Annotated in this window: 22 protein-coding genes; 6 read left to right on the top strand and 16 right to left on the bottom strand. The window is 64.5% G+C overall.

The window, feature by feature from the left end; all coding sequences use genetic code 11:
- Positions 1 to 310: 310 nt before the first annotated feature.
- Genes EJ072_RS10810 through EJ072_RS10790 form a run of 5 tightly spaced genes read left to right on the top strand, consistent with a single transcriptional unit; the run spans position 311 to position 5,549 of the window.
- Entirely contained in the window at positions 311 to 1,909 is a 1,599-nt protein-coding gene (locus tag EJ072_RS10810; RefSeq protein WP_126079686.1) for an ABC transporter substrate-binding protein, read from the top strand.
- 51 nt (positions 1,910 to 1,960) lie between these two features.
- Positions 1,961 to 2,968 carry an ABC transporter permease subunit gene (locus EJ072_RS10805; RefSeq protein WP_126079685.1) on the top strand — a complete coding sequence of 336 codons (1,008 nt, stop codon included), beginning with the start codon at positions 1,961 to 1,963 and terminating at the stop codon, positions 2,966 to 2,968.
- Positions 2,969 to 3,877 (top strand): ABC transporter permease subunit, encoded by a 909-nt coding sequence (locus EJ072_RS10800; RefSeq protein ID WP_126079684.1) that lies wholly within the window; start codon positions 2,969 to 2,971, stop codon positions 3,875 to 3,877. It begins immediately after the preceding gene.
- A complete protein-coding gene (locus EJ072_RS10795) occupies positions 3,877 to 4,728 on the top strand; it encodes an ABC transporter ATP-binding protein (RefSeq protein WP_126079683.1) in 852 nt (283 codons plus the stop codon). The genes EJ072_RS10800 and EJ072_RS10795 overlap by 1 nt, the downstream gene beginning before the upstream one ends.
- Entirely contained in the window at positions 4,725 to 5,549 is an 825-nt protein-coding gene (locus tag EJ072_RS10790) for a dipeptide ABC transporter ATP-binding protein (RefSeq protein WP_126079682.1), read from the top strand. The genes EJ072_RS10795 and EJ072_RS10790 overlap by 4 nt, the downstream gene beginning before the upstream one ends.
- A 224-nt stretch (positions 5,550 to 5,773) precedes the next feature.
- On the opposite strand, the gene EJ072_RS10785 is transcribed toward EJ072_RS10790, so the two are convergent.
- From EJ072_RS10785 to EJ072_RS10765, 5 genes are all read right to left on the bottom strand, one after another.
- Positions 5,774 to 7,060, bottom strand: a complete 1,287-nt coding sequence (locus EJ072_RS10785) for a cysteine desulfurase-like protein (RefSeq protein ID WP_126079681.1) — start codon at positions 7,058 to 7,060, stop codon at positions 5,774 to 5,776.
- Between the two features lie 51 nt (positions 7,061 to 7,111).
- Entirely contained in the window at positions 7,112 to 7,786 is a 675-nt protein-coding gene (locus EJ072_RS10780; protein ID WP_126079680.1) for an amino acid ABC transporter permease, read from the bottom strand.
- 160 nt (positions 7,787 to 7,946) lie between these two features.
- Complete coding sequence (locus EJ072_RS10775; RefSeq protein WP_042647023.1) at positions 7,947 to 8,744, bottom strand: ABC transporter substrate-binding protein; 798 nt, start codon at positions 8,742 to 8,744, stop codon at positions 7,947 to 7,949.
- An 88-nt stretch (positions 8,745 to 8,832) separates the two neighbouring features.
- Positions 8,833 to 10,023, bottom strand: coding sequence for a pyridoxal phosphate-dependent aminotransferase (locus tag EJ072_RS10770; RefSeq protein ID WP_245467354.1), 1,191 nt, complete (start codon positions 10,021 to 10,023; stop codon positions 8,833 to 8,835).
- A 173-nt stretch (positions 10,024 to 10,196) separates the two neighbouring features.
- Positions 10,197 to 10,958 carry an HpcH/HpaI aldolase/citrate lyase family protein gene (locus EJ072_RS10765; RefSeq protein ID WP_126079678.1) on the bottom strand — a complete coding sequence of 254 codons (762 nt, stop codon included), beginning with the start codon at positions 10,956 to 10,958 and terminating at the stop codon, positions 10,197 to 10,199.
- A 122-nt stretch (positions 10,959 to 11,080) separates the two neighbouring features.
- Between EJ072_RS10765 and EJ072_RS10760 the strand changes: the two genes are divergently transcribed.
- The gene (locus tag EJ072_RS10760; protein WP_126079677.1) at positions 11,081 to 12,172 is read left to right on the top strand and encodes an LLM class flavin-dependent oxidoreductase; all 1,092 of its coding nucleotides are present in this window, start codon (positions 11,081 to 11,083) and stop codon (positions 12,170 to 12,172) included.
- On the opposite strand, the gene EJ072_RS10755 is transcribed toward EJ072_RS10760, so the two are convergent.
- The 11 genes from EJ072_RS10755 to EJ072_RS10700 form a co-directional block, all read right to left on the bottom strand.
- Complete coding sequence (locus EJ072_RS10755) at positions 12,173 to 12,568, bottom strand: RidA family protein (RefSeq protein ID WP_126079676.1); 396 nt, start codon at positions 12,566 to 12,568, stop codon at positions 12,173 to 12,175. It abuts the gene before it with no gap.
- A 35-nt stretch (positions 12,569 to 12,603) separates the two neighbouring features.
- Positions 12,604 to 13,752 (bottom strand): acyl-CoA dehydrogenase family protein, encoded by a 1,149-nt coding sequence (locus EJ072_RS10750; protein ID WP_126079675.1) that lies wholly within the window; start codon positions 13,750 to 13,752, stop codon positions 12,604 to 12,606.
- Between the two features lie 231 nt (positions 13,753 to 13,983).
- Positions 13,984 to 14,796, bottom strand: a complete 813-nt coding sequence (locus EJ072_RS10740; protein ID WP_126079674.1) for an enoyl-CoA hydratase family protein — start codon at positions 14,794 to 14,796, stop codon at positions 13,984 to 13,986.
- On the bottom strand, positions 14,793 to 15,257 hold the full coding sequence (locus EJ072_RS10735; protein WP_126079673.1) for a MarR family transcriptional regulator: 465 nt from the start codon (positions 15,255 to 15,257) through the stop codon (positions 14,793 to 14,795). Before EJ072_RS10735 ends, EJ072_RS10740 begins: the two co-directional genes overlap by 4 nt.
- Positions 15,251 to 16,024 (bottom strand): SDR family NAD(P)-dependent oxidoreductase, encoded by a 774-nt coding sequence (locus EJ072_RS10730; RefSeq protein WP_126079672.1) that lies wholly within the window; start codon positions 16,022 to 16,024, stop codon positions 15,251 to 15,253. Before EJ072_RS10730 ends, EJ072_RS10735 begins: the two co-directional genes overlap by 7 nt.
- Positions 16,021 to 18,315: a bifunctional salicylyl-CoA 5-hydroxylase/oxidoreductase gene (locus EJ072_RS10725; RefSeq protein WP_126079671.1), complete on the bottom strand. Its 2,295-nt coding sequence runs from the start codon at positions 18,313 to 18,315 to the stop codon at positions 16,021 to 16,023. Before EJ072_RS10725 ends, EJ072_RS10730 begins: the two co-directional genes overlap by 4 nt.
- Before the next feature lie 196 nt (positions 18,316 to 18,511).
- Positions 18,512 to 19,111, bottom strand: a complete 600-nt coding sequence (locus tag EJ072_RS10720) for a VOC family protein (protein ID WP_126079670.1) — start codon at positions 19,109 to 19,111, stop codon at positions 18,512 to 18,514.
- A gap of 80 nt (positions 19,112 to 19,191) precedes the next feature.
- On the bottom strand, positions 19,192 to 20,016 hold the full coding sequence (locus EJ072_RS10715) for an ATP-binding cassette domain-containing protein (protein WP_126079669.1): 825 nt from the start codon (positions 20,014 to 20,016) through the stop codon (positions 19,192 to 19,194).
- The gene (locus EJ072_RS10710; protein ID WP_126079668.1) at positions 20,009 to 20,887 is read right to left on the bottom strand and encodes an ABC transporter ATP-binding protein; all 879 of its coding nucleotides are present in this window, start codon (positions 20,885 to 20,887) and stop codon (positions 20,009 to 20,011) included. The genes EJ072_RS10715 and EJ072_RS10710 overlap by 8 nt, the downstream gene beginning before the upstream one ends.
- Entirely contained in the window at positions 20,884 to 21,732 is an 849-nt protein-coding gene (locus EJ072_RS10705; protein WP_126079667.1) for an ABC transporter permease, read from the bottom strand. The genes EJ072_RS10710 and EJ072_RS10705 overlap by 4 nt, the downstream gene beginning before the upstream one ends.
- Complete coding sequence (locus EJ072_RS10700; RefSeq protein WP_126079666.1) at positions 21,725 to 22,732, bottom strand: ABC transporter permease; 1,008 nt, start codon at positions 22,730 to 22,732, stop codon at positions 21,725 to 21,727. The genes EJ072_RS10705 and EJ072_RS10700 overlap by 8 nt, the downstream gene beginning before the upstream one ends.
- Between the last annotated feature and the right edge of the window lie 179 nt (positions 22,733 to 22,911).

Raw genomic sequence — 22,911 nt, 5'->3', positions numbered from 1 at the left:
GAAAGATTTGCCGTCGAAATCCGCTCCTCGATGGCCTCCCGCGTCAGCCTGGAGGGCAGGCGGACGTCCGGCGGCGCGGCCTCACGGGCTCGTTCCCCAAGACAGCCGATCAATAAAAAAATGCCGTCGTTAATAATGTTGTGAGCGGAAAAGAATGCTTATTTTTTCTATTATTGGAGCATAATCTAGATTCTTTTCCTGCTTCCCATGGGGTACGCACACGAGGTGTTCCAAAGGCGAAGAAACGGTGCTTATATGCGCCCTTCGCGAGCCTGATAGAGGGGCTTGAGAGAACATCAGGGAGTGCTCAATGAAAAAGACAATGACTTTTGCAGCCGCGTTGCTGGCTGCAAGCGTCCTCAGCGGCATGGCCAGTGCCAAGACGCTCGTTTATTGCTCGGAAGCGTCGCCGGCCAATTTCGACCCCGGCACGACGACCGGCGGCAACGACTTCGACGCTTCGTCGCGCACGGTCTATTCGCGACTGGTCGAGTTCAAGCATGGCGGCACGGAGATCGAGCCCGGTCTTGCCGACAAATGGGAAATTTCCGACGACGGCCTTGTCTACACTTTCCATCTGCATCCGGGTGTGAAGTTCCAGACCACCGATTATTTCAAGCCGACGCGCGACCTCAACGCCGATGACGTCGTCTTCTCCTTCGATCGCCAGTTCAACAAGCAGAACCCGTGGAACGGCGACAAGTATCTGCCGAACCTCACCTGGGACTATTACACCGGCATGGACATGCCGAAATATGTCGCCAAGTGGGAGAAGGTCGACGACCTCACCGTCAAGCTGACGCTGACCGAGCCGAACGCGCCGATGCTGGCCAATCTCGGCATGGACTTCGCCTCGATCGTGTCGAAGGAATATGCCGATCAGCTCGAGAAGGACGGCAAGATGGCCGACTTCTCGACCAAGCCGATCGGCACCGGTCCGTTTCAGTTCGTCGACTACCAGCTCGACGCCGTCATCCGCTATGCGGCCAATCCGGATTATTTCAAGGGCAAGGAAAAGATCGACGATCTGGTCTTCGCCATCACGCCTGACGCGACCGCCCGCATCCAGAAGGTGCTGGCCGGCGAGTGCGACGTGGCTCCGTATCCGAATCCGGCCGACATCGCCACCATCAAGGCCAACAAGGACGTGACCTTGATGGATCAGGCCGGCCTCAACATCGGCTATATGAGCTACAACACCACGATCCCGCCGCTCGACAAGCCGGAAGTGCGCCACGCGCTCAACCAGGCGATCGACCGGGAGGCGCTGATCAAGTCGCTGTTCCAGGATGCCGGCGCCACACCGGCCGAAAACCTCATCCCGCCGACCATGTGGTCGTGGGACAAGGACGTGAAGACCGACGCCTACAATCCGGATGAGGCCAAGAAGGTGCTCGAGGCTGCCGGCTTGAAGGAAATCCAGCTCTGGGCTTCCGACCGCGTTCGCCCGTATAACCCGAACTTCCAACGCGCCGCCGAGCTGATCCAGGCCGACTGGGCCAAGGTCGGCGTCAAGGCGACCATCGTCAACTACGAATGGACGAAGTATCGCGAGGAAGGCAAGAAGAAGGACCGTCCGGGCGCCTTCCAGATCGGCTGGACCGGCGACAATGGCGATCCGGACAACTTCTTCGCCACTCTCTTCGCCTGCTCCGCCGTCGGCGTCTCGAACTACTCCAGCTGGTGCGACAAGGACTTCGAGGACCTGATCCAGAAGGCCAAGAAGACCAGCGACCAGGCCGAGCGCACCAAGCTCTATGAGCAGGCGCAGGTGATCTTCGCCAAGCAGGCTCCGGCTTTCCTGCTGGCTCACAGCCAGGTCTACGCGGTCGTTCGCAACAATGTCAGCGGCTTTAAGATGGACCCGCTCGGCATTCACCGCTTCGACGGCGTTGACAAGGCCGAATAATATTGCGAACGGGGCGGCGCTAATTCCAGCGCCGCCCCGCTCCATTTGACGATGCTCCGATATCTTCTCAACAAAATCGCCCTCCTGATCCCGACTTTGGTCGGTATCACCATCTGTGCCTTCGCCTTTGTCCGGCTGCTGCCCGGCGATCCGATCCTGGCCATGGCCGGCGAGCATGGCGTCGCCCCCGCCCGCTATGAAGAGCTCAAGCAACAGTTCGGCTACAATCTGCCGATCTGGGAGCAGTATGCGCGCTATGTCGGTGAGGTCGCCACCGGCGATTTCGGCGTTTCCATCTCGTCCAAGCGCCCAGTGCTCGAGGAGTTCAAGACGCTCTTCCCGGCGACGCTGGAACTCTCCTTCTTCGCCATGATCTTCGCCATGGTGATCGGCATCCCCGCCGGCATCTTCGCCGCCGTCAAGCGCGGCTCATGGTTCGACCAGTCGCTGATGGGCACGGCCCTTGTCGGCTATTCGATGCCGATCTTTTGGTGGGGCCTTTTGCTCATCATCTTCTTTTCCGGCTATCTCGGCTGGACGCCGGTCTCGGGCCGCATCGGCCTGCAGTTTTTCTTCAAGCCGATCACCGGCTTCATGACCATCGACAGCCTGCTCCACGGCAAGTGGGACGCGTTCCGCTCCGCGCTTAGCCACCTCGTCCTGCCGGCGATCGTGCTCGGCACCATTCCGCTGGCGGTGATCGCGCGCCAGACGCGCTCGGCGATGCTCGAGGTGCTGGGCGAGGACTATGTCCGCACCGCCCGCGCCAAAGGCCTTTCGGGGGCGCGCGTCATCGGCGTGCATGCGCTGCGCAACGCGCTGATCCCGGTCGTCACCACCATCGGCCTGCAGGTCGGCACGCTGCTGGCCGGCGCCATCCTCACCGAGACCATCTTCGCCTGGCCGGGCATCGGCAAATGGATGGTCGATTCCATCTTCAAGCGCGACTATGTCGTCGTGCAGTCGGGCCTGCTTTTGATCGCGCTCATCGTCATGGCGGTGAACCTCATCGTCGATGTGCTCTATGCCGTCATCAACCCACGCATCAGGGCGGCATAAATGACCCAGACCGAAATCGCTCCGATGGCCGCCGGAAGTCCGGATCGCCTCACCGGGCTAAAAACCTTCTGGCACTATTTCTCGGTGAACCGCGGCGCCGTCATCGGCCTGTTCGTGTTCATCCTTTTGGTGCTGGCGGCCCTCTTCGCACCGCTGCTCGCGCCCTATGCGCCCGACGTGCAGGACAAGACCGCGTTCCTCAGGCCGCCCGCCTGGCAGGCAGGCGGCTCGACGCAATATCTGCTCGGCACCGATCCGGTCGGCCGCGACATCCTCTCGCGCCTGCTCTATGGCGCACGCTTCTCGCTGCTGATCGGCGCGGTGGTGGTCACGCTGGCGCTCACTGGCGGCATCACGCTCGGCCTGCTCGCCGGCTATTTCCGCGGCTGGGTCGACGTCGCGATCATGCGCGTCATGGACCTGATCCTGGCCTTCCCGTCGCTGCTGCTGGCGCTGGTGCTGGTGACGATCCTCGGGCCCGGCCTGTTCAACGCCATGCTGGCGATCGCGCTCGTCCTGCAGCCGCATTTCGCCCGCCTGGTGCGCGCCGCCGTGATGGCTGAGAAGAGCCGAGAATATGTCGTGGCGGCGAAAGTCGCCGGCGCCGGCCATCTCAGGCTGATGCTCGCCACCATATTGCCCAACTGCCTGGCGCCGCTGATCGTCCAGGGCACGCTGTCCTTCTCCAACGCCATCCTCGAAGCGGCCGCGCTCGGCTTCCTCGGTCTCGGCGCGCAGCCGCCGACGCCGGAATGGGGCACCATGCTTGCCTCGGCGCGCGAGTTCATCCTGCGCGCCTGGTGGGTGGTCACCTTCCCCGGCCTCGCCATCCTCATCACCGTGCTTGCCATCAACCTGATCGGCGACGGCCTGCGCGATGCGCTTGATCCCAAGCTCAGGAGGTCGTGATGGCGCTGCTCGACATCCAGAACCTCGTCGTCGAATTCCAGACCGCGTCGGGTCCGTTCCGCGCCGTCGACGGCGTCTCGCTCCATGTCGACGAGCGCGAGGTGCTCGCCATCGTCGGCGAATCCGGCTCCGGCAAATCGGTGTCGATGCTGGCCGTGATGGGCCTCCTACCATGGACGGCGACCGTCACCGCCGACCGCATGAATTTCAACGGCCGCGACCTGTTGAAGATCAGCCCGGCCGACCGCCGCAAGATCATCGGCAAGGACGTCGCCATGATCTTCCAGGAGCCGGTTGCCAGCCTCAATCCCTGCTTCACCGTCGGCTTCCAGATCGAGGAAGTGCTGCGCTTCCATATGGGCATGGACAAGGCCCAGCGCCGGGCACGCGCCATCGAGCTCTTCAAGCAGGTCGGCATCCCGGATCCCGCCGACCGGCTGAACTCCTTCCCGCACCAGATGTCGGGCGGCCAGTGCCAGCGCGTCATGATCGCGATGGCGATCGCCTGCAATCCGAAGCTCCTGATCGCCGACGAGCCGACCACCGCGCTCGACGTCACCATCCAGAAACAGATCCTCGATCTGCTGGTCTCGCTGCAGGCCAAATACAGCATGGGCCTGATCATGATTACTCACAATATGGGCGTGGTGGCCGAAACCGCCGACCGCGTCATCGTCCAGTACAAGGGCCGCAAGATGGAAGAGGCCGACGTGCTGTCGCTGTTTGAATCGCCGAAGAGCAACTACACGCGCGCGCTGCTCTCGGCGCTGCCGGAAAACGCCGTCGGCGACCGGCTGCCGACCGTCACGGACATGCTGTTCGAGGCCGCGCCTTCAGGAGCCGGCGCATGACCAAGGTCGTCGAGGGCAAGGACATCAAGCGCGACTACCATGTCGGCGGCGGCCTGTTCCGCGGCGCGCGCACCGTGCATGCGGTGAAGGGCGTTTCCTTCAGCGTCGAGAAGGGCAAGACGCTGGCGATCGTCGGCGAGAGCGGTTGCGGCAAGTCCACGCTCGCCCGCATCATCACGCTCATCGATCCGGCGACGTCAGGCGAGCTGTTCATCGACGGCAACAAGGTCGACATCGCCAGGGACGGGCTCACCAAGGAGATGCGCCGCAAGGTGCAGATCGTGTTCCAGAACCCTTACGGCTCGCTCAACCCGCGCCAGAAGATCGGCGACGTGCTTGGCGAGCCGCTCCTCATCAACACTGACAAGCCGGCCGAGGAACGGCGCGACCTGGCGATGAAAATGCTTAAGAAGGTCGGCCTCGGACCCGAGCACTACAACCGCTATCCGCACATGTTCTCGGGCGGCCAGCGCCAGCGCATCGCCATCGCCCGCGCGCTGATGCTGAACCCGAGCCTCCTGGTGCTGGACGAGCCGGTCTCGGCGCTCGACCTTTCAGTGCAGGCGCAGGTGCTCAACCTGCTCGCCGACCTGCAGGACGAGTTCCAACTGACCTACGTCTTCATCAGCCACGACCTCTCGGTGGTGCGCTACATCGCCGACGATGTGATGGTGATGTATTTCGGCGAAGCGGTCGAATACGGTCCGCGCGACGAGGTCTTCTCCGACCCCAAGCATGCCTATACCAAGACGCTGTTCGCCGCGACGCCCCGCGCCGACATCGCCAGCATCAAGGCGAGGCTTGCGAAGAAAGCGGCTTAGGGCCACAGGTCGCTGTCCCAGAGGGCGGTGACCCCAGAGGTCGTCATCCTAGGGCGGAGCGCTGCGAAGCAGCGCGCAGACCCTAGAATCCATGCCGTTACCCAGGTCACAAACGCAGCGGAGCAGAGTTCTGCACCGTGGCAACGCATCGACGTCACGGAATGGATCCTCGGGTCTGCGCGCGTCGCTTCGCTCCTTGGATGACGACGCGGAGGTGGTCGGGATCACGACAACTTCGCGATGATCGCCCGCAGCGCCTCACCGAATTTGTGCACTTCCTCCACCGTGTTGTAGTGCACAAGCGAGGCGCGGATCGCGCCGCTGTCCATCGACAGGTTGAGCCGCTTCATCAGCCGCGGCGCATACATGTGGCCGTCGCGGATGCCGATCTGCATGGCCGCCATCTCCTCGACGATCCGCTGCGGCGAAAGCTTGCCGATATTGAAGCAGAAGGTCGGCACGCGCTCGGTGATGCGCGCCTCGTCGGCGACGCCGTAGATCGTGGCATTGCCGTCCTTCAGCACCTTCATCATCTCGCGCGCCAGCACCAGCTCGTAGTCACGGATGGCGTTCATGCCGGCGACGATGTTGTCGCGGCGCGAGCGGTTGTTCTCGGGCAGGAAATTGCGGCCGATCGATTCCAGGTAGCGCACCGCCGCGTCCATGCCCGACACGTTCTCGTAGATGAAGGTGCCGGCCTCGACCTTGTAGGGCGGTTCGTCGGGAATGAAATCCTCGCGGAAGGTCGGCAGCCGCTTCAGCGTGTCGAAGTGGCCCCACAGGAAGCCCATATGCGGCGAGAAATTCTTGTAGCCGGAGCACACGAGATAGTCGCAGTCCCAGGCCTGCACGTCCATCAGCCCGTGCGGTCCGTAATGCACGCAGTCGAGGAACACTTCGGCGCCCGCCGCATGCGCGATCCTGGCCACCGAGGCGACGTCGACGATCGAGCCGATCGAATGCGCCGTCACCGTGCAGGCGACGAGGCGGGTGCGCTCCGACACCAGCGGCTTGAGGTCATCGACATGCAGATTGCCGTCCTCGCGCATGCGCCACCATTTGAACTTCGCGCCGGCCGGCTCCAGCGCCAACCAGGTGGCGATGTTGGCGTCGTGATCCATGTCGGTGACGATGATCTCGTCGCGTCCCCCATCCGCGTCCTTGGCGAGCATCTGGCCGATGCCGAGGCTGACCAGGCGGATGAACGAGGTCGCGTTCATGCCGAAGCAGATTTCGGACGGGCTGTAGGCGTTGATCAGGAGCGCGACGCTCTCGCGCGCCGTCGCGACCGACTGGTCGACGGTGACGCTGCGGCCATAGCGGCCGCCGCGCTGCACATTGTGCGACACCAGATGGTTGGTCACCGCATCGAGCACGCTTTGCGGGATCTGGGCGCCCGCGGCATTGTCCATGAAGATGAAATCGCCGGCCCGCTGCAAGGCGGGAAACATGGCGCGGATCTTTTCGACCGGGAAGGCGGCGCTGGTGCTGTCGGTCTGATGCTTGTTCACGGGGCAGGCTCCTGCGAGGGACTTGGGCGGGGGGACGGGTATCGATGGCGGTCAGCGCGCTTTCTCGTCCTTGAAGCGGCGCTCGAGCAGGCTGACGAGGCGCACCATCGGCCAGAGGAAGATGAGGTAGACCAACGCGGCCCCGATCAGCGGCGAGGGGTTGGCGTAGAGCGATTGCGCGTTGGTCGCTTCCTTCAGAAGTTCCGGCAGCGCCACCGTCGAGGCGAGCGAGGTATCCTTGAACATCGAGACGCAGTTGCTGGTCATCGGCGGGATGACCACGCGGATCGCCTGCGGCAGCACCACCTTGCGCAAGGTGAGCATGAAGGGGAGGCCGAGCGCCTGCGCCGCCTCGAACTGGCCCTTCGGAATGCTTTCGATGCCGGAGCGGAAAACCTCGGCCGAATAGGCCGACATGATGATGGCGAACGCAGTCACGGCCGATGCCCAGGATGACAGGCGGATGCCGAGGAAGGGCAGGGCGTAATAGATCAGGATCAGCACCACCAGCACCGGCAGGGCGCGGAAGATGTCGGTATAGCCGATGGCCAGCCACCGCAGCGGCTTCGGTCCGTAGAGCCGCAGCAGGCTGATCGCCAGCCCCACCGCGATGCCGATGACGATGCTCATGATCCCCAGCAGCAGCGTGTTGAGGAAGCCGCGCAGCAGCGCCGGCAAACTCGACGCAATGACCTCGGGATTGAAGAAGGTGTCGATCAGCGACATGGGAGCGTTCCCGGACCGTGTTGCGTCATGCGATGCCCTGACAGGACCCGGACTATCGAAATCGGATTGGCCGAAAGCGTGGTGGTCCGGGGACGTCACGCGTCAAACAAGACGTGCCGGCCTTTGGAGCCGGCACGTCGCTCGTTTTGCCGGTGGCCGCTCAGGCCTTGGGCAGCGGCATTTCCTTGACCGTCGAGGAATCGGCCGGCGCGTCGGTGCCGAACCACTTCTTGTGGATGGCGGCCAGCGTGCCGTCCTTCTTCATCGCCGTCAGCGCGTCGTTGAGCTTGCCGAGCAGCGGATGGTCCTTGCTCATCATCAAGCCGTACTGCTCGCCGGTCTTGATGCGTTCCTTGACGACGAGGTCCTTCATCTTCTGGAACGAATACTGCATGCCGGGGATGTCGCTGACGGCGGCATCGACGCGGCCGGCGCTGAGGTCGAGCAGCAGGTTCTGCTGCGTGTCGTAGCCCTTGACGTCGCTGAAGCCGTCGGCTGCCTGATGGTCCTTGACCCAGGTCTCGCCGGTCGAGCCGGAGAGCACGCCGACGACCTTGCCCTTGAGGTCGGCTTCCTTGCTGATCGCGCTGTCGGTCTTGGTGGCGATGCCCATGTCGGAATCATAGTAGGGCTGGGTGAAGGAGAGCGTCTTCAACCGCTCCGGTGTGATGGTGATCGACGAGATTGCGACATCGATGCGGTTGGAACTGACAGCCGCGAACAGCGCCTGGAAGCCGAGATCGGCGATATCGGTGGTCATGCCGATGCGCTTGGCCGCTTCGTTGACAATGTCGACCTCGAAGCCCTCGAAAGTGCCGCTCTCGTTCTTGTATTCGAAAGGCGGATTGGTCGGGTAGGCGCCTACATTGAGCACATCGGCGGCATAGGCGGTGGCGGGGCCGGCGGCGATGCCGATGGCGGCGGCCAGAACAAGCAGATTGCGACGCGTAAAGCTCATTGGTTTTCCCTCTGGGTCTTCCCTCTGTTGTCGATCGGGCGGGGCTCGCCCCGCACGGTTTGTTGCCGTCCCGCCTCCCAGCGGGGCGTCAATTCATGGCGGCGACCATGCGCTCGAGCGCCGTTTCTATCTGAACGCTGTCGCGGCACACACACATGCGCAGGAATGCCGCCGCCGAATTTCCAAACAGGTGACCGGGCGCCAGCCCGACGCGCGCCGTCTCCAGGATCCTGGCGCAGACCTGCCGCGCATCGGCTTCGCCCTCCATGGCGAAGAATGCGTACATGCCGCCGCGCGGTTTTCTCGGCAGGATGACGCCGGGGATCCGGGCCAGCCGGTCATAAGCGAGGTCGAGGCCGGTCCTGATCCGTTGCCTGATGTCTTCGACCAGCGGCTCGCCCTGGCGGATCGCCGCCACGGCGCCGGCCTGGATCGGCGCGGCGGTGCCGCTGTTGATGTATTGCGTCATGGCGCCGAGCTGGTCGGCCACGCCCGACGGATGCGCCAGCCAGCCTATGCGCCAGCCGGTCATCGCCCAGGCTTTCGAGAAACTGTTGACCGACAGCACCCGGTCGCCGTCCTCGGCGATCTGCAGGATCGAGGGCGCGACGTCGCCGTCGAAATAGAGCCGGCCATAGACCTCGTCGGAAATGATCCAGATGCCGGTGCGCCGGCTGAAGTCCAGCAGCGCCTGCATCTCCTCGCGTGACGCGGTCCAGCCGGTCGGGTTCGACGGCGTCGACAGGAAGATCGCGCGGGTGCGCGCGTCGCAGGTGGCGAACAGCCGGTCGAGGTCGAGCCGCCAATCATCCTTGAAGTCGAGGGCGAACGGCCGCGGCTCGCCGCCGATCAGGTGGATGGAGTTGTGGATGTTGGGCCATTGCGGCGCGACATAGACGACATTGGTGCCGGTATCGACGAGCAGCTCCAGGGCAAGATACAGCGCCTGCATGCCGCCCGGCGTTACCGTGGTGCGTGCGATCGGGATCGGGCGGCCATGGATGCGCGTCTGGTATTCCGACAGCGCTTCGTTCAGCGGGCCATGCCCGCGCATGTTGGGGACGTAGAAGGTCAGGCCTTCGTCGAAGGCCGCTTTTGCCGCGTCGCGGATGAAGGCCGGCGTCACCACATCGCCTTCGCCGTACCAGAGCGCGATGACGTCGCCGAGCTCCCGCGCGCGGACCGCGAGGTTGGCGATGTTTTCCGTGTGCAGGTCGCGAATCTGGGCGCGAACGCCATCGAAGGCATAGCGCGCACTGGACGACGACTGGGGCAACACAAACGACAAGGACTGAAACCCCTTCCACCCGGGCGGCGACGGACTGACAGGAAAACCTGCCGTGGCAGCCGCCATCAGGATGCTATCCAAAGTGCCGCGCTTTTCAAGGCAAAAGTTTTAAGCTTAAAAAATTTGGCGCCCCTGCTGCCCAACGGATGCGGGTCGCGTCCCTTTTACGCCAGCTCGTCGCGCGCCGCGGCAAAATTGGCCGCCGCGCCGGCGCCAAGAAACATCGTGTCGCTGGCCAGCATGAAGAAGCTCGCGCCGAGGGCGCCCCATCGGCCGACATTCTGCGGGCTGGCGCAGAATATGCCGGCGGTCCTGCCCTGTGCCAGCGCTGCGCCGATGATGCTCTTGATCGCCGCATTGAGCTTGTCTGTGCCGGCAGGCCCGACTGCGTCGATCGACACCGAGAGATCGCCCGCGCCGACGAAGATCAGGTCGATGCCGTCGACGGCCGCGATCGCCTCGATGCTGGCGAGACCTTCCGCTGTCTCGACCTGGACCGCGACGACGATCCGCCCATTGGCGACGGCAAGATATTCGGGGATGCGATAGCCATAGCCGGCGGCGCGTCCGGGGCCGACGCCGCGCTCGCCGAGCGGCGGATAGCGCGAGGCCTTGACGGCCATCGCCGCCTGCTCTGCGGTGGAGACACGCGGCACGAGCACGCCCTGCGCGCCGCTGTCCAGCGCCGCCTGGATCGCCTCCGGCGCATGGCCGGGAACGCGCACCATGGCCGGCACGCGATGCACGTCGGCCGCCCGCACCATGGCTTCGATCGTCTCGCGCGAAATCTGCGCATGTTCCCAGTCGATGCAGAGGAAATCGAGGCCGGACGATGCCATCACCTCGACGGCGACCGGATGGGGAATGGCGGCAAAGGACCCGACGAGGTTGGTCCTGCTGATGCATTTCTGGCGGAACTCGCTCATGCCGATCCCCTTTTCATGTTGCCCAATCCATATCCACAAACGACGACGAGGCGAAGCTATTTCATGCTTGAAATATTTTCACGCCGGCCTAGCGTGTGGCGTTCCGCCCGAGAGTTTCCAAGATGATCAAAGCGCATCCCCTGCATGGCCCGAACAGACTGAAGCTTGGCGTCTTCTCGACCAATGCGGATGGCGGGCTTGCCATTACCGACGTGCCGGAGCGCTGGACGGCAAGCTGGCAGGACAATCTGACGGCGGCCCAGATCGCCGACCGCGCCGGGTTGGAGTTCATGCTGCCGATCGCGCGCTGGCGTGGCTTCGGCGGCCGCAACAAGGTGCGCGAATTCTCCTTCGAGACCTTCACCTGGGCGGCAGCCCTTGCCGCGGCGACCGAGCAGATCGGCCTGTTCATGACGGTGCATGTGCCGCTGGTACACCCGCTCTACGCCGCCAAGGCGCTTGCCACCGTCGACCATATCAGCCAGGGCCGCGCGGGGCTCAACATCGTCTGCGGCTGGAACCCGAAGGAATTCGGGATGTTCGGCACGCCGCTGGTCGAGAAGGGGTACGACCAGGCGGCCGAATGGATCGAGATCCTGGAGCGGCTTTACGCTTCGAGCGAGCCGCTCGATTATGAGGGCGCCTACTATCGCCTGAAGGAGGCGGTGAGCCGGCCGGCCAGCCTGCAGGTGCCGCGTCCAGTGACCATGAATGCCGCTTTCGGAGGCCCCGGCCGCGACTTCGCCGCCGCCCGATGCGATTATCTGTTCACGACCTTCTCCGAGATGAGTGATGCCGGCAAGCATGTCACCGACATCAGCGAACGTGCCGACAAGGTCGGCCGCAACGTCGGCGTCTATACGGTCGCGCATGTCGTCTGCCGCCCGACGATGGAAGAGGCGCAGGCCTATTACACGCGCTATGCCGTCACGATGGCCGACCACGAGGCGGTCGACGCGCATATGACCGGCAAGAAGGAATTCTCGCAGTCGCATGACCAGCACGCCTATGACCGCTACCGCCAGCGCTTCGCCGGCGGCGCCGGAACCTACCCGCTGATCGGCACCCCTGAAACGATCGCCGCCGACATGGCTTCCATCGCCGCGCATGGCTATCAGGGCATCGCGCTGTCCTTCGTCAACTACATGCAGGAGCTGCCCTATTTCTGCGATCGCGTTCTGCCGCTCCTGAAGCAGGCCGGGCTGCGTCAGTAGTCAGTCAGGTATGACCGCGGTCGCCTGGATCTCGACCTTGGCGCGGTCCTCGACCAGCGCCACCACCTGCATGGCCGCCATCGCCGGAAAATGCCGGCCAATCAAGGCGCGATAGGCCTCGCCGATGCCTTTGAGGTTGCCGACATATTCGGCCTTGTCGGTGAAGTACCAGGTCATCGAGGTGATGTGCCGCGGCTCGCCGCCGGCTTCGGCCAGCACGGCGACGACGTTGGCGAGCGTCTGGCGCACCTGGCCGACGAAGTCGTCGGTCTCGAATTTGCACTCGGCGTTCCAGCCGACCTGGCCGCCGATAAAGACAAGCCGGCCACGCGCGGCCACGCCATTGGCATAGCCGACCGGTTTGGCCCAGCCCTCAGGCTGCAGGATGGTGTGCATGTCTCCCCCTATTTCAGATGCGGTTGGCAAAGGTTTCACGCCGCGCCCATGACCTGTCTGGCGATCACCACCTTCTGCACGTCCGAGGCGCCCTCATAGATGCGCAGCGCCCGGATCTCGCGATAGAGGCTCTCGACGATATGGCCCTTGCGCACGCCGTCGCCGCCATGCAGTTGCACCGCCTTGTCGATTACCTCCTGCGCCTTGTCGGTGGCGAAGAGCTTCGCCATGGCCGCCTCGCGCGTCACCCTCGCGGCGCCCATGTCCTTGGTCCATGCTGCGCGATAGATGAGCAGCGCGGCGGCGTCGACATCCAGCGCCATGTCGGCGATGTGGCCCTGCACCATCTGCAACTCCGCCATCGGCGCACCGAAGATTTTGCGTTCCGCGGCGCGCTTGACGCTCTCGTCCAGCGCGCGTCGCGCGAAGCCAAGCGCTGCCGCGCCAACAGTCGAGCGGAACACGTCGAGCACCGACATGGCGATGCGGAAACCGTCGCCGGCCTTGCCGATCAGGGCGGAAGTTGGGATGCGGACATTGTCGAAGGACAGCCGCGCCAGCGGGTGAGGGGCAATGACCTCGAGCCGTTCGGCGATGCCGAGACCCTTCGCGTCGCCAGGCACGATGAAGGCCGAAATCCCCTTGGCGCCCGGCGCGTCGCCGGTGCGGGCGAAGACGACAAAGAGGTCGGCGATGCCGCCGTTGGAGATCCAGGTCTTTTCGCCTGAAAGGATGTATTTGTCGCCGTCGCGCGTGGCGGTCATTTCCATGTTGGCGACGTCCGATCCCGAGCGCGGCTCCGACAGCGCGAAGGCCGAGATCGCCTCGCCGGCTCGCGTCTTTTCCAGCCAGCGCTGCTGCTCCGGCGTGCCGAACAGCGAGATCGCGCCGGTGCCCAGGCCCTGCATGGCGAAGGCGAAGTCGGCGAGGCCATCGTGGCGGGCGAGCGTCTCACGGGTGATGCAGAGCGTGCGCACGTCGAGCGGTCCGGGGTTGGCCAGGTCGAGCGCCGTCGGCTTCAGCCAGCCATCGCGGCCGAGCTTGGCGACGAGGTCGCGGCATGCGGCATCGACGTCGTGGTGATCGACCGGCAGGTTCTTCGCGCACCAGGCGTCGAGGGTTTCGGCGAGGTTCCGGTGGCGGTCCTCGAAGAAGGGCCAGTTGAGGAAGGAACGGTCAGGCATAGGTGCCTCCGCTGTGCTTCAATCGTCGAGCTCCACGGCGCCCCCCTCTGTCCTGCCGGACATCTCCCCCACAAGGGGGGAGATTGGCAGCTCGGGCGCCGGCGCCATCCTTGCAACGTTGAAAACTGGCGAAAGCGGACGCGACGGCTGATCTCCCCCCAAGTGGGGGAGATGTCCGGCAGGACAGAGGGGGGCGCTGTCCCGCCAGCGTTGCCAATAACGCACCCATCGCTAATTCCCCTCGAACACCGGCTTTTCCTTCGCCACGAACGCCTTGTAGGCCCGCTCGAAATCGCCGGTCTGCATGCAGATCGCCTGCGCTTGCGCTTCCGCCTCGATCGCCTGGTCGAGGCCAATCGACCATTCCTGGTTGAGCTGCGTCTTGGTGATGCCATGCGCGAAGGTCGGGCCGGAAACGATGCGCGCCGCCATGTCGAGCGCGTCGGCTTCGAGCGCTGCCGCGTCGACCAGCCGGTTGTAGAATCCCCAGCGCTCGCCCTCGGTGGCGCTCATGGTGCGGCCGGTGTAGAGCAGCTCGGCGGCGCGGCCCTGGCCGATGATGCGCGGCAGGATCGCGCAGGCGCCCATGTCGCAGCCGGCGAGCCCGACGCGGGTGAACAGGAAGGCGGTCTTTGCCTCCGGCGTCGCAATGCGGATGTCCGAGGCCATGGCGATGATCGCGCCGGCGCCGACAGCCACGCCGTCGACGGCGGAGATGATGGGTTTGCCGCAATTCAGCATCGCCTTGACGAAATCGCCCGTCATGCGCGTGAAGGCCAGCAGCTGCTTCATGTCCATCTTAATCAACGGTCCGATGATGTCGTGGACATCGCCGCCCGAGCAGAAATTACCGCCATTGGGCAGGAACACGACCGCATCGACATCCTCGGCATAGACCAGGTCGCGAAACGTGTCGCGCAGCTCGGCATAGCTGTCGAAGGTCAGCGGGTTCTTGCGCTCAGGGCGGTCGAGCCGGATTTTCGCGACTTTGCGTTCGACCTCCCAGAGAAAATGCTTCGGCTTGAGCTTTGCCATGGCGCTCATTCGCGTCCCTCCCAATTGCTGCGAAACGATTTCAGCATTCCGGTGAGCCGCTTCGCTTCTTCCTCGCTGACATCGCCGAGCAGCTCGCCGACCCAGCCCTCATGCACGGCCGCGATCCTCGCGAAAGCTTTGCTGCCTTCCTCGGTCAGCCGCACCATCGAGGTGCGGCGGTCGCCGTTGCGGCGCGCGCGCGTCACCAGCCCTTCCGAAACCAGCCGGTCGACGATGCCCGTCACATTGCCGTTCGAGACCAGAAGGAAGCGCGACAGGTCGCTCATCAGCATCCCTTCCGGCACGCGATAGAGCGCCGCCATCACGTCGAAGCGCGGCAGCGTGGTGTCGAATTCCTTCTTCAGCCGTTCGCGCAGCTCCGCCTCGATGGTGCGCGAGGCGCGCAGCAGTCGGATCCACAACCGCAGCCTCTCCTTGCCCGGCCCGGTGGAGGTCGGTCCCGCTACCATGTCTCGCCTCCGGAAATGGAGATTGCCTGTCCGGTGATCGATCGCGCCGCATCGCTGCACAGCCACAGCACCGTGTCTGCGACCTCGTCCGGCTGGATGAAGCGTCCCTGCGGGTTCGTCGCCGACAGGCTCTGCCTTGCTTCCGCTGCCGACCGCCCGGTCTTTTCGACGATGCGTTGGACGGATTCTTCCAGCATGTCGGTTTCGACAAAACCGGGACAGACGGCGTTGACCGTCATGCCCGACTTGGCGGTCTCGGCGGCCAAGGCGCGCATCAGCCCGACGACGCCATGCTTGGCGGCCACATAGGGCGCGACATAGGCATAGCCTTTCAGCCCGGCGGTCGAGGCGACGAAGACGATACGGCCTGCCTTCCGCGCGAGCATGCCGGCCAGCGCCGGCTTGACCGTCAGGAAGGCGCCAGTGAGGTTGACGTCGAGCGTGCGCTGCCAGCCGGCCAAAGACGTCTTGTGCGCCGGCGCGCTGCCGGCCATGCCCGCATTGGCGACGACGATGTCGAACGGTCCGCGCGTGGCTTGCGCCTTCTCGTGGAGGGCCGTCATCTCGGCTTCATTCGTGACATCCGCCACGATGGCGAAGATGCGGTCGCTTCCCTTCGAAACATCGGCCAGCGCCGCTTCGCGCCGGCCGCAGATGGTAACCGCCACACCGGCTTCCGCCAGCGCCAGCGCGATGGCTTTGCCGACGCCGGAGCCGCCGCCGGTGACCAGCGCGTGCTTGCCCTCGATTGCCCGCGCGGCGCTCATACCTTCAGCCCCGCTGCCGCTTCGCGCTCCGCCAGCCGGTAGATCTGGTCGCGTCCCGGCAGATAGGGATCGGGCCATTTGACGCCGCGGTCGCCGAGCGTCACCGCCGCATGCAGCGTCCAGTAGGGATCGGCAAGATGCGGCCTTGCCAGCGCCACAAGATCGGCGCGGCCGGCCATCAGGATCGAGTTGGCATGGTCCGGCTCGTAAATGTTGCCGACCGCCATCGTCGCCATGCCTACCTCGTTGCGGATGCGGTCGGAGAACGGCGTCTGGAACATGCGGCCATAGACCGGCTTGGCGGCGATGGACGTCTGTCCGGCCGAGACGTCGCAGAGATCGACGCCGGCTTCACGCAGCAGCTTTGCGATCTCGACGGCGTCCGCCGGCGTCACGCCTTCGATGCCGACCCAGTCATTGGCCGAGATGCGCATCGAGATCGGTTTTTCCGACGGCCACACCGCGCGCACCGCGCGGAAGATCTCCAGCGGATAGCGCATGCGGTTTTCCAGCGAGCCGCCATACTCGTCGGTGCGCCGATTGGTCAGCGGCGTGATGAAGGCCGACAGCAGATAGCCATGCGCGGCATGGATCTCCAGCATGTCGAAGCCGCAACGCCCGGCCATCTGAGCCGAAGCGACGAATTGGTCGCGGACCATGTCCATGTCGGCGCGGTCCATCGCCTTCGGCACCTGGTTCTGCGGCGACCATGCCACGGCCGACGGCGCCATCACCGGCCAGTTGCCGGAAGGCAACGGCACGTCGGTTCCTTCCCAGCCGACGCGGGTCGAGCCCTTGGCGCCGGAATGGCCGATCTGGGCGCAAATCTTGGCCTCCGTTTCGGCATGGACGAAATCGACCAGCCGTTTCCAGGCGACCTCATGCTCCGGCTTGTAGAAGCCCGGGCATCCAGGCGTGATGCGCCCTTCCGGGCTAACGCAGGTCATCTCGATATAGAGCAGCCCGGCGCCACCTTTGGCGCGCTCGGCATAGTGAGCAAAATGCCAGTCGGTCGGGCAGCCGTCGACCGCCTTGTACTGCGCCATCGGCGAAACAACGATGCGGTTGGCGAGCGTCATGTCGCGCAGTTTGAACGGCGCGAACATCGGCGCGCGGCGCAGCATGTTGCCGCCGGCGCCGGCCTTGCGCTGGAACCATTCCTCGGCGCCCGCCAGCCATTCGGCGTCGCGCATCCGAAGGTTCTCGTGGCTGATGCGCTGCGAGCGGGTGAGCAGCGAATAGTTGAACTGAACTGGATCCAAACCGAGATATCGTTCGACTTCCTCGAACCATTCGAGCGAGTTGCGCGCCGCCGATTGCAGCTTGAGCACTTCGGTGCGCCGCGCATCCTCATATTTGCGAAAGGCCGCTTCCAGGTCCGGCTCGGACTCGACATAGTCCGCCAGCGCCACGGCGCTTTCCAGCGCCAGCTTGGTGCCGGAGCCGATCGAGAAATGCGCCGACGCCGCTGCATCGCCCATCAGCGCCAGGTTCCTGTAAGACCAGCGCTCGCACAGCACGCGCGGGAAATTGATCCAGGCCGAACCACGGATGTGGTTGGCGTTGGTCATCAGCGGATGGCCGCCGAGATGCTTTGCAAAAATGCGTTTGCAGGCCGCGATCGATTCCTGCTGCGTCATCTGGCCGAAGCCGAAGGCGTTCCAGGTCTGCTCGCTACATTCGACGATGAAGGTCGCGGTCTCGCTGTCGAACTGGTAGGCATGCGCCCACACCCAGCCATGCTCCGTCTTCTCGAAGATGAAGGTGAAGGCATCGTCGAATTTCTGCGTCGTGCCCAGCCACACGAACTTGCATTTGCGTGTGTCGACGTCAGGCTTGAACACATCGGCGAAAGTGGCGCGGGATTTGGAGTTCAGCCCATCCGAAGCAACCACCAGGTCATGCGTTTCCATGAAGGGCCGGGGATCGGAAATCTCGGTCTCGAACTGCAGCTTGATGCCGAGCTCACGAGCGCGGCGCTGCAGGAGGATCAGCAGCCGCTTGCGGCCGATGCCGCAGAAGCCGTGGCCGGAGGAAACGGTGCGCACGCCGTCATGGATCACCGCGATGTCGTCCCAATAGGCGAAATGTTTCTTGATCCAGACGGCGCTGACCGGGTCGTTCCTGGTCAGGTTCTCCAGCGTCTCCGCCGACAGCACCACGCCCCACCCGAACGTGTCGTCCGGGCGGTTGCGCTCATAGACCGTCACCTCATGCGCGGCATCGCGCAGCTTCAGCGAGATGGCAAAGTAGAGGCCGGCCGGTCCGCCGCCGAGAACCGCAACCTTCATGTCTTGCGATCTCCTCTAGAGCAATTCCAGGAAAAGTGCGTAGCGGTTTTCCGTCCGGAATTGCGTGAACTCTATAAGATGTCCGGAACCGCCGGATGGGACCAGCGGTTCCGGCTGTCAGTATTGCGCCAGGGGCCAATTATTTCAAGCTTAAAGTTTTATAATTGAACCATGGTTTGGGCGCGGGCGGTTGAGGTCATTTGCTCGGATCCTTGGGGCTCCACAACACGGTCTCCGCCCCCTTCTCATAGGCCATGCCCTGCGGGTAGCTGATCGCTTCCAGCTGCAGGCCCCAGGGCGCCTGGAAATAGAGGATGGTCTGGCCGGCCGCGGGGCCTTCCTTCACCGGCAGCGGTCCCAGTCTGGTCTTCACGCCCTTGCCGTCGAGATAAGCCTTCGCGGCGGCGACGTCGTCGACATAGAAGGCGATGTGGAAGCCGCCGATATCGCTGTTCTTCGGCGTCAAATCCTTCTGGTCGGGCGCGGTGTATTTGAACAATTCGATGTTCGACCCGGTGCCGCAGCGCACCATGGTGATCTCCTCGATCACCGCCTTCGGATCGACGCCGAGCAGATCCTGCATGAAGGTGCCTTTGTCGTCGGCAAACGGTCCGAACGACATCGCCTTCTTGCAGCCGACGACATCGGTGAAGAAGTCGACGGCCTGTTTCATGTCGGGCACGGTGATGCCGGTATGGTCGTGCCCGCGCATGCCGGGGATCGTATCCGCCGATGCGGCTGCCATTGCGCCGGACAAGGAGGCCGCGAGGACCGCTGCCTGGACTGCGTATTTCATGTCACCCTCCATTGGCGAGCCTGCTTGTCCTAGCGCACATCCGAGGCCCGCTGGTCGGCGTGCGGATTTTAAAACTCAATTCATGCCGGCGCCTTGAGCCGCAGCCAGTCCGGATCGATCTCCGGCAGCGGAATGGCGGCGAGCAGGTCGCGCGTGTAGGTCTCCTTGGGATTGTCGAACAGCGCGTCGGTGGCGCTGGCTTCGACGATCCTTCCCTCGCGCATGACGACGACCTGCTGGCAGAGCCGCCGGATCACCGACAGATCATGGCTGATGAAAGCGACCGTCAGCCCCATCTCGGCCGCCAGCTTTTCCAGCAGCGTCAGGATCTGCGCTTGCGTCGAAACGTCAAGGCCGGAGACGATCTCGTCGGCCACCACGAATTTCGGCGAGAGAGCGAGCGCCCGTGCAATACCGACGCGCTGCCGCTGGCCTCCGGACAATTCGTGGCGGTAGCGGCTGGCAAAATTCTGCGGCAGGCCGACGCGCTGCAGCGCTTCCGCGACGCGTTCCTTCAGCCGGTCGCCGAGGCCGTTCTGCCTCAAGGGCGCCGCGATGATGTTGAAGATCGTGTGGCGCGGATTGAGCGACGACATCGGGTCCTGGAAGATCATCTGCAAGTCGCGGCGCAGCGGCCTGAGCTCAGCCTCCGAAAGTTGGCTGATGTCGCGCCCCTCGAAGCCGATCGAGCCGGCGCTGGGTTCGAGCAGTCTGACCAGCGCGCGCCCCAGCGTCGACTTGCCGGAGCCGGACTCGCCGACGATGCCGGTCACCGATCCCCTGGGCAGATCGAAGTCGAGCCCTTTCAGAATCTCGGCCAGCGGCGCTCGGCCGATCAATGGCTTGCGCGTCATGTCCAGCAGCGCCACTTTCAGCCCGCGCACGGAAAACAGCGGCTCAGCCATGGCTGGGCCTCCAATCCTTGTCGGCGGCTGCGATTTCGGCCGTTAGCCCGGCAAGCACGCTTTCATCCACTGGCTTCAGCGAGGCGTAGGGATCGGTGTAGCGCGGCGTCGCCGCGATCAGCGCCCGTGTGTAGGCGTGCTGCGGAGCGGCGAAGAGCTGCGCGGTCTCGGCCTCCTCCACCACCTTGCCGGCGTAGAGCACCGACACTTTCTGGCTGATCTTGGCAACGACGCCGAGATCGTGGGTGACGAACAGGATCGCGGTGCCATGGTCGCGCTGCAGCTGCGCGATCAGCCGCAGGATCTGCTTCTGCACGGTCACGTCCAGCGCCGTCGTCGGCTCGTCGGCAACGATCAGCCTGGGCTCCGCCGCGAAGGCCGCCGCGATCAGCACGCGCTGGCGCATGCCGCCGGACAATTCGTGCGGATAGCTTTTCAGCACGCGTTCAGGATCTCGGATCTGTACCTCGTCGAGCAACTGGCGGATACGCTTGTCGGCCCGCTCGCCGCTCCAGCCGAGGATGCGGACCAGCCGGTCGGTCATCTGCGCGCCGATGCGGCGCGAAGGGTTGAGCGCGGTCAGCGGATCCTGCGGGATCAGAGCCGTGCGCGCGCCGATCAGGGTCCGCCGCGCCTTGGCATCGAGGCGTCCGAGGTCCTCGCCCTCGATTAGCATCTCGCCTTCGACGATGCGCACGCTTTTCGGCAGCACGCCGAGCACCGCCTTGCCGATCATCGTCTTGCCGGCACCGCTCTCGCCGACCAGCGCGCGCACCTCGCCCGGCTGCACGGCGAGCGACACCGAGCGCAGCACGCGCTGGCCGTTGGGCAGCACGGCGCTCAAGGAGCGGATGTCCAGACACGCGCTCATCGCAGCACCGGATCGAAGCGCGCCTTCAGCGCTTCGCCGAACTGGCTGAAGGAAAGCACAGTGAGGATCAGCGTGATCAGCGGGAACACCAGCACCCACCACGCCTGGTGGATCGACAGACGGCCCTCGGCGATGATGCTCCCCCAGGTCGGGTCGTCGGTCGAGATCGACAGATTGACGAAGGACAGGATCGCCTCGACGATGACGGCGATGCCCATCTCCAGCGATAGCAACGCCACCACCGACGGCAGCACATTGGGCAGCACTTCGCGAAGCATGATGCCGATGCGGCCATAGCCGGCGATGCGCGCGCTCTCGACATAATCCATGCGCGCCTGGCTCATCGCCTCGGCGCGGATCACCCGGCAGAAGCGCGTCCAGTCGATGATGGCGATGGCGAGGATGACGGAGCTGAGCCCCGTGCCCAACACCGCCACCAGCAGGATCGCGAACAGCACCGGCGGGAACGCCATCCACACATCGACGATGCGCGAGATGATGCGGTCGGCCCAGTTGCCGAAATAGCCGGCGATCAGCCCCAGCGCCGAACCGATGAGGCAGGCGGATGTCGCTGCGGCGAAGGCGACGATGAAGGCGATGCGGCCGCCGAAGATCAGCCGCGACAACAGATCGCGTCCCAGGCTGTCAGTGCCCAGCCAATAGCCGGGCTCGGCGCCGTCCAGCCAGAAGGGCGGCAGGCGCTCCAGCATCAAATCCTGCGCCAGCGGGTCCTGCGGCGCGAGCAGCGGCGCGAAGATGGCCGCGAGCATCGCCAGCACAAGCCAACCGCCGGCCAGCCACAGCCTCGGGCTCAAACGGCGCCGGGCAACGCGCGCCTCATCCATGGCGCAGCCTCGGATTGAGCAGAGCATACATCATATCGACGGCGAGGTTGATCAGCACGAAGAGCAGCGCGAAGACCAGCACGATGCCCTGGATCAGTGGCAGGTCTCGGTTGATGACGGCGTCGATCGCCATATTGCCGAGACCTTCATAGGAAAACAGCCGCTCGACGATGACGGTGCCGCCGATGAGGAAGGTGAATTGCACGCCGACCAGCGTCAGCGTCGGCAGGGCCGCGTTCTTCAGCGCCTCGCGCAGGATGACCTGCGTCTCGGAAAAGCCTTTGACACGCGCCAGCACGACATAGTCGAGGTCGAGCACCTCCTTCAGCGACTGTTTGAGCAACTGCGCGATAATCGCCGCCAGCGGCAGCGCCAAGGCCACGGCCGGCATCAGCATGTGTTTCAGCAGGTCCCAGGTGAGGTCGAAGCGCAGCCTGAGAATGCTCTCGACCAGATAGAACTGGGTGACGAAAGGCAGATCGAGCTGCGGCGACACCCGGCCGGAAATGTCGAACACCGGCACCAGCACGCCGAACAAAAGGATCAGCACAAGGCCCCACAGGAAATCGGGAATGGAGAGCGTCGCGCCGCTCACGATGTCGATGCCGGCCTCGATGGCCGTGCCGCGCGAGCGCGCGCCGAGGATCGCGGCGGTGGCGCCGAGCGCGATCGCCATCAGCAGCGCCACGGTCGCCAGCTCCAGCGTCGCCGGCAGCCGGTCGAAGACCAGGCCGAGCACGTCCTGGCGCAGCGAGATCGAGGTGCCGAAATCGCCATGCAGCACGCCGCCGAGCCAGATGAAGAATTGCTGCACGATTGACTTGTCGAGCCCGTAGAGCGCGCGCAGCCGGGCGATGTCGTCATCGCTGGCGCCGGGCGGCAGCATCATGGCGATCGGATCGCCTGGCGCGACCCGGATGACGACGAAGACGACGATGGCGACGCCAAACAGCGTCACCAGCATCGTCAACAGACGAACGAGGAATCTCTGCAGCAGCATGCGTGCGTAATCACTCTGAACGGACTCCCCCTCATCCGGCCGCTTCGCGGCCACCTTCTCCCCGGTGGGGAGAAGAGGCTGGCTCAGCCGTCGGCGGCCTCTTCTCCCCTGGGGGAGAAGGTGGCCCGAAGGGCCGGATAAGGGGGCTGCGTCGTTGAAGGAGGCACGCTATCGCGCCT

The sequence above is a fragment of the Mesorhizobium sp. M2A.F.Ca.ET.046.03.2.1 genome (genome assembly GCF_003952425.1).
Taxonomy (GTDB): Bacteria; Pseudomonadota; Alphaproteobacteria; order Rhizobiales; family Rhizobiaceae; genus Mesorhizobium.
Note: the sequence above shows the minus strand (reverse complement) of the source record. Positions and strands in the feature narration are given on the sequence as shown.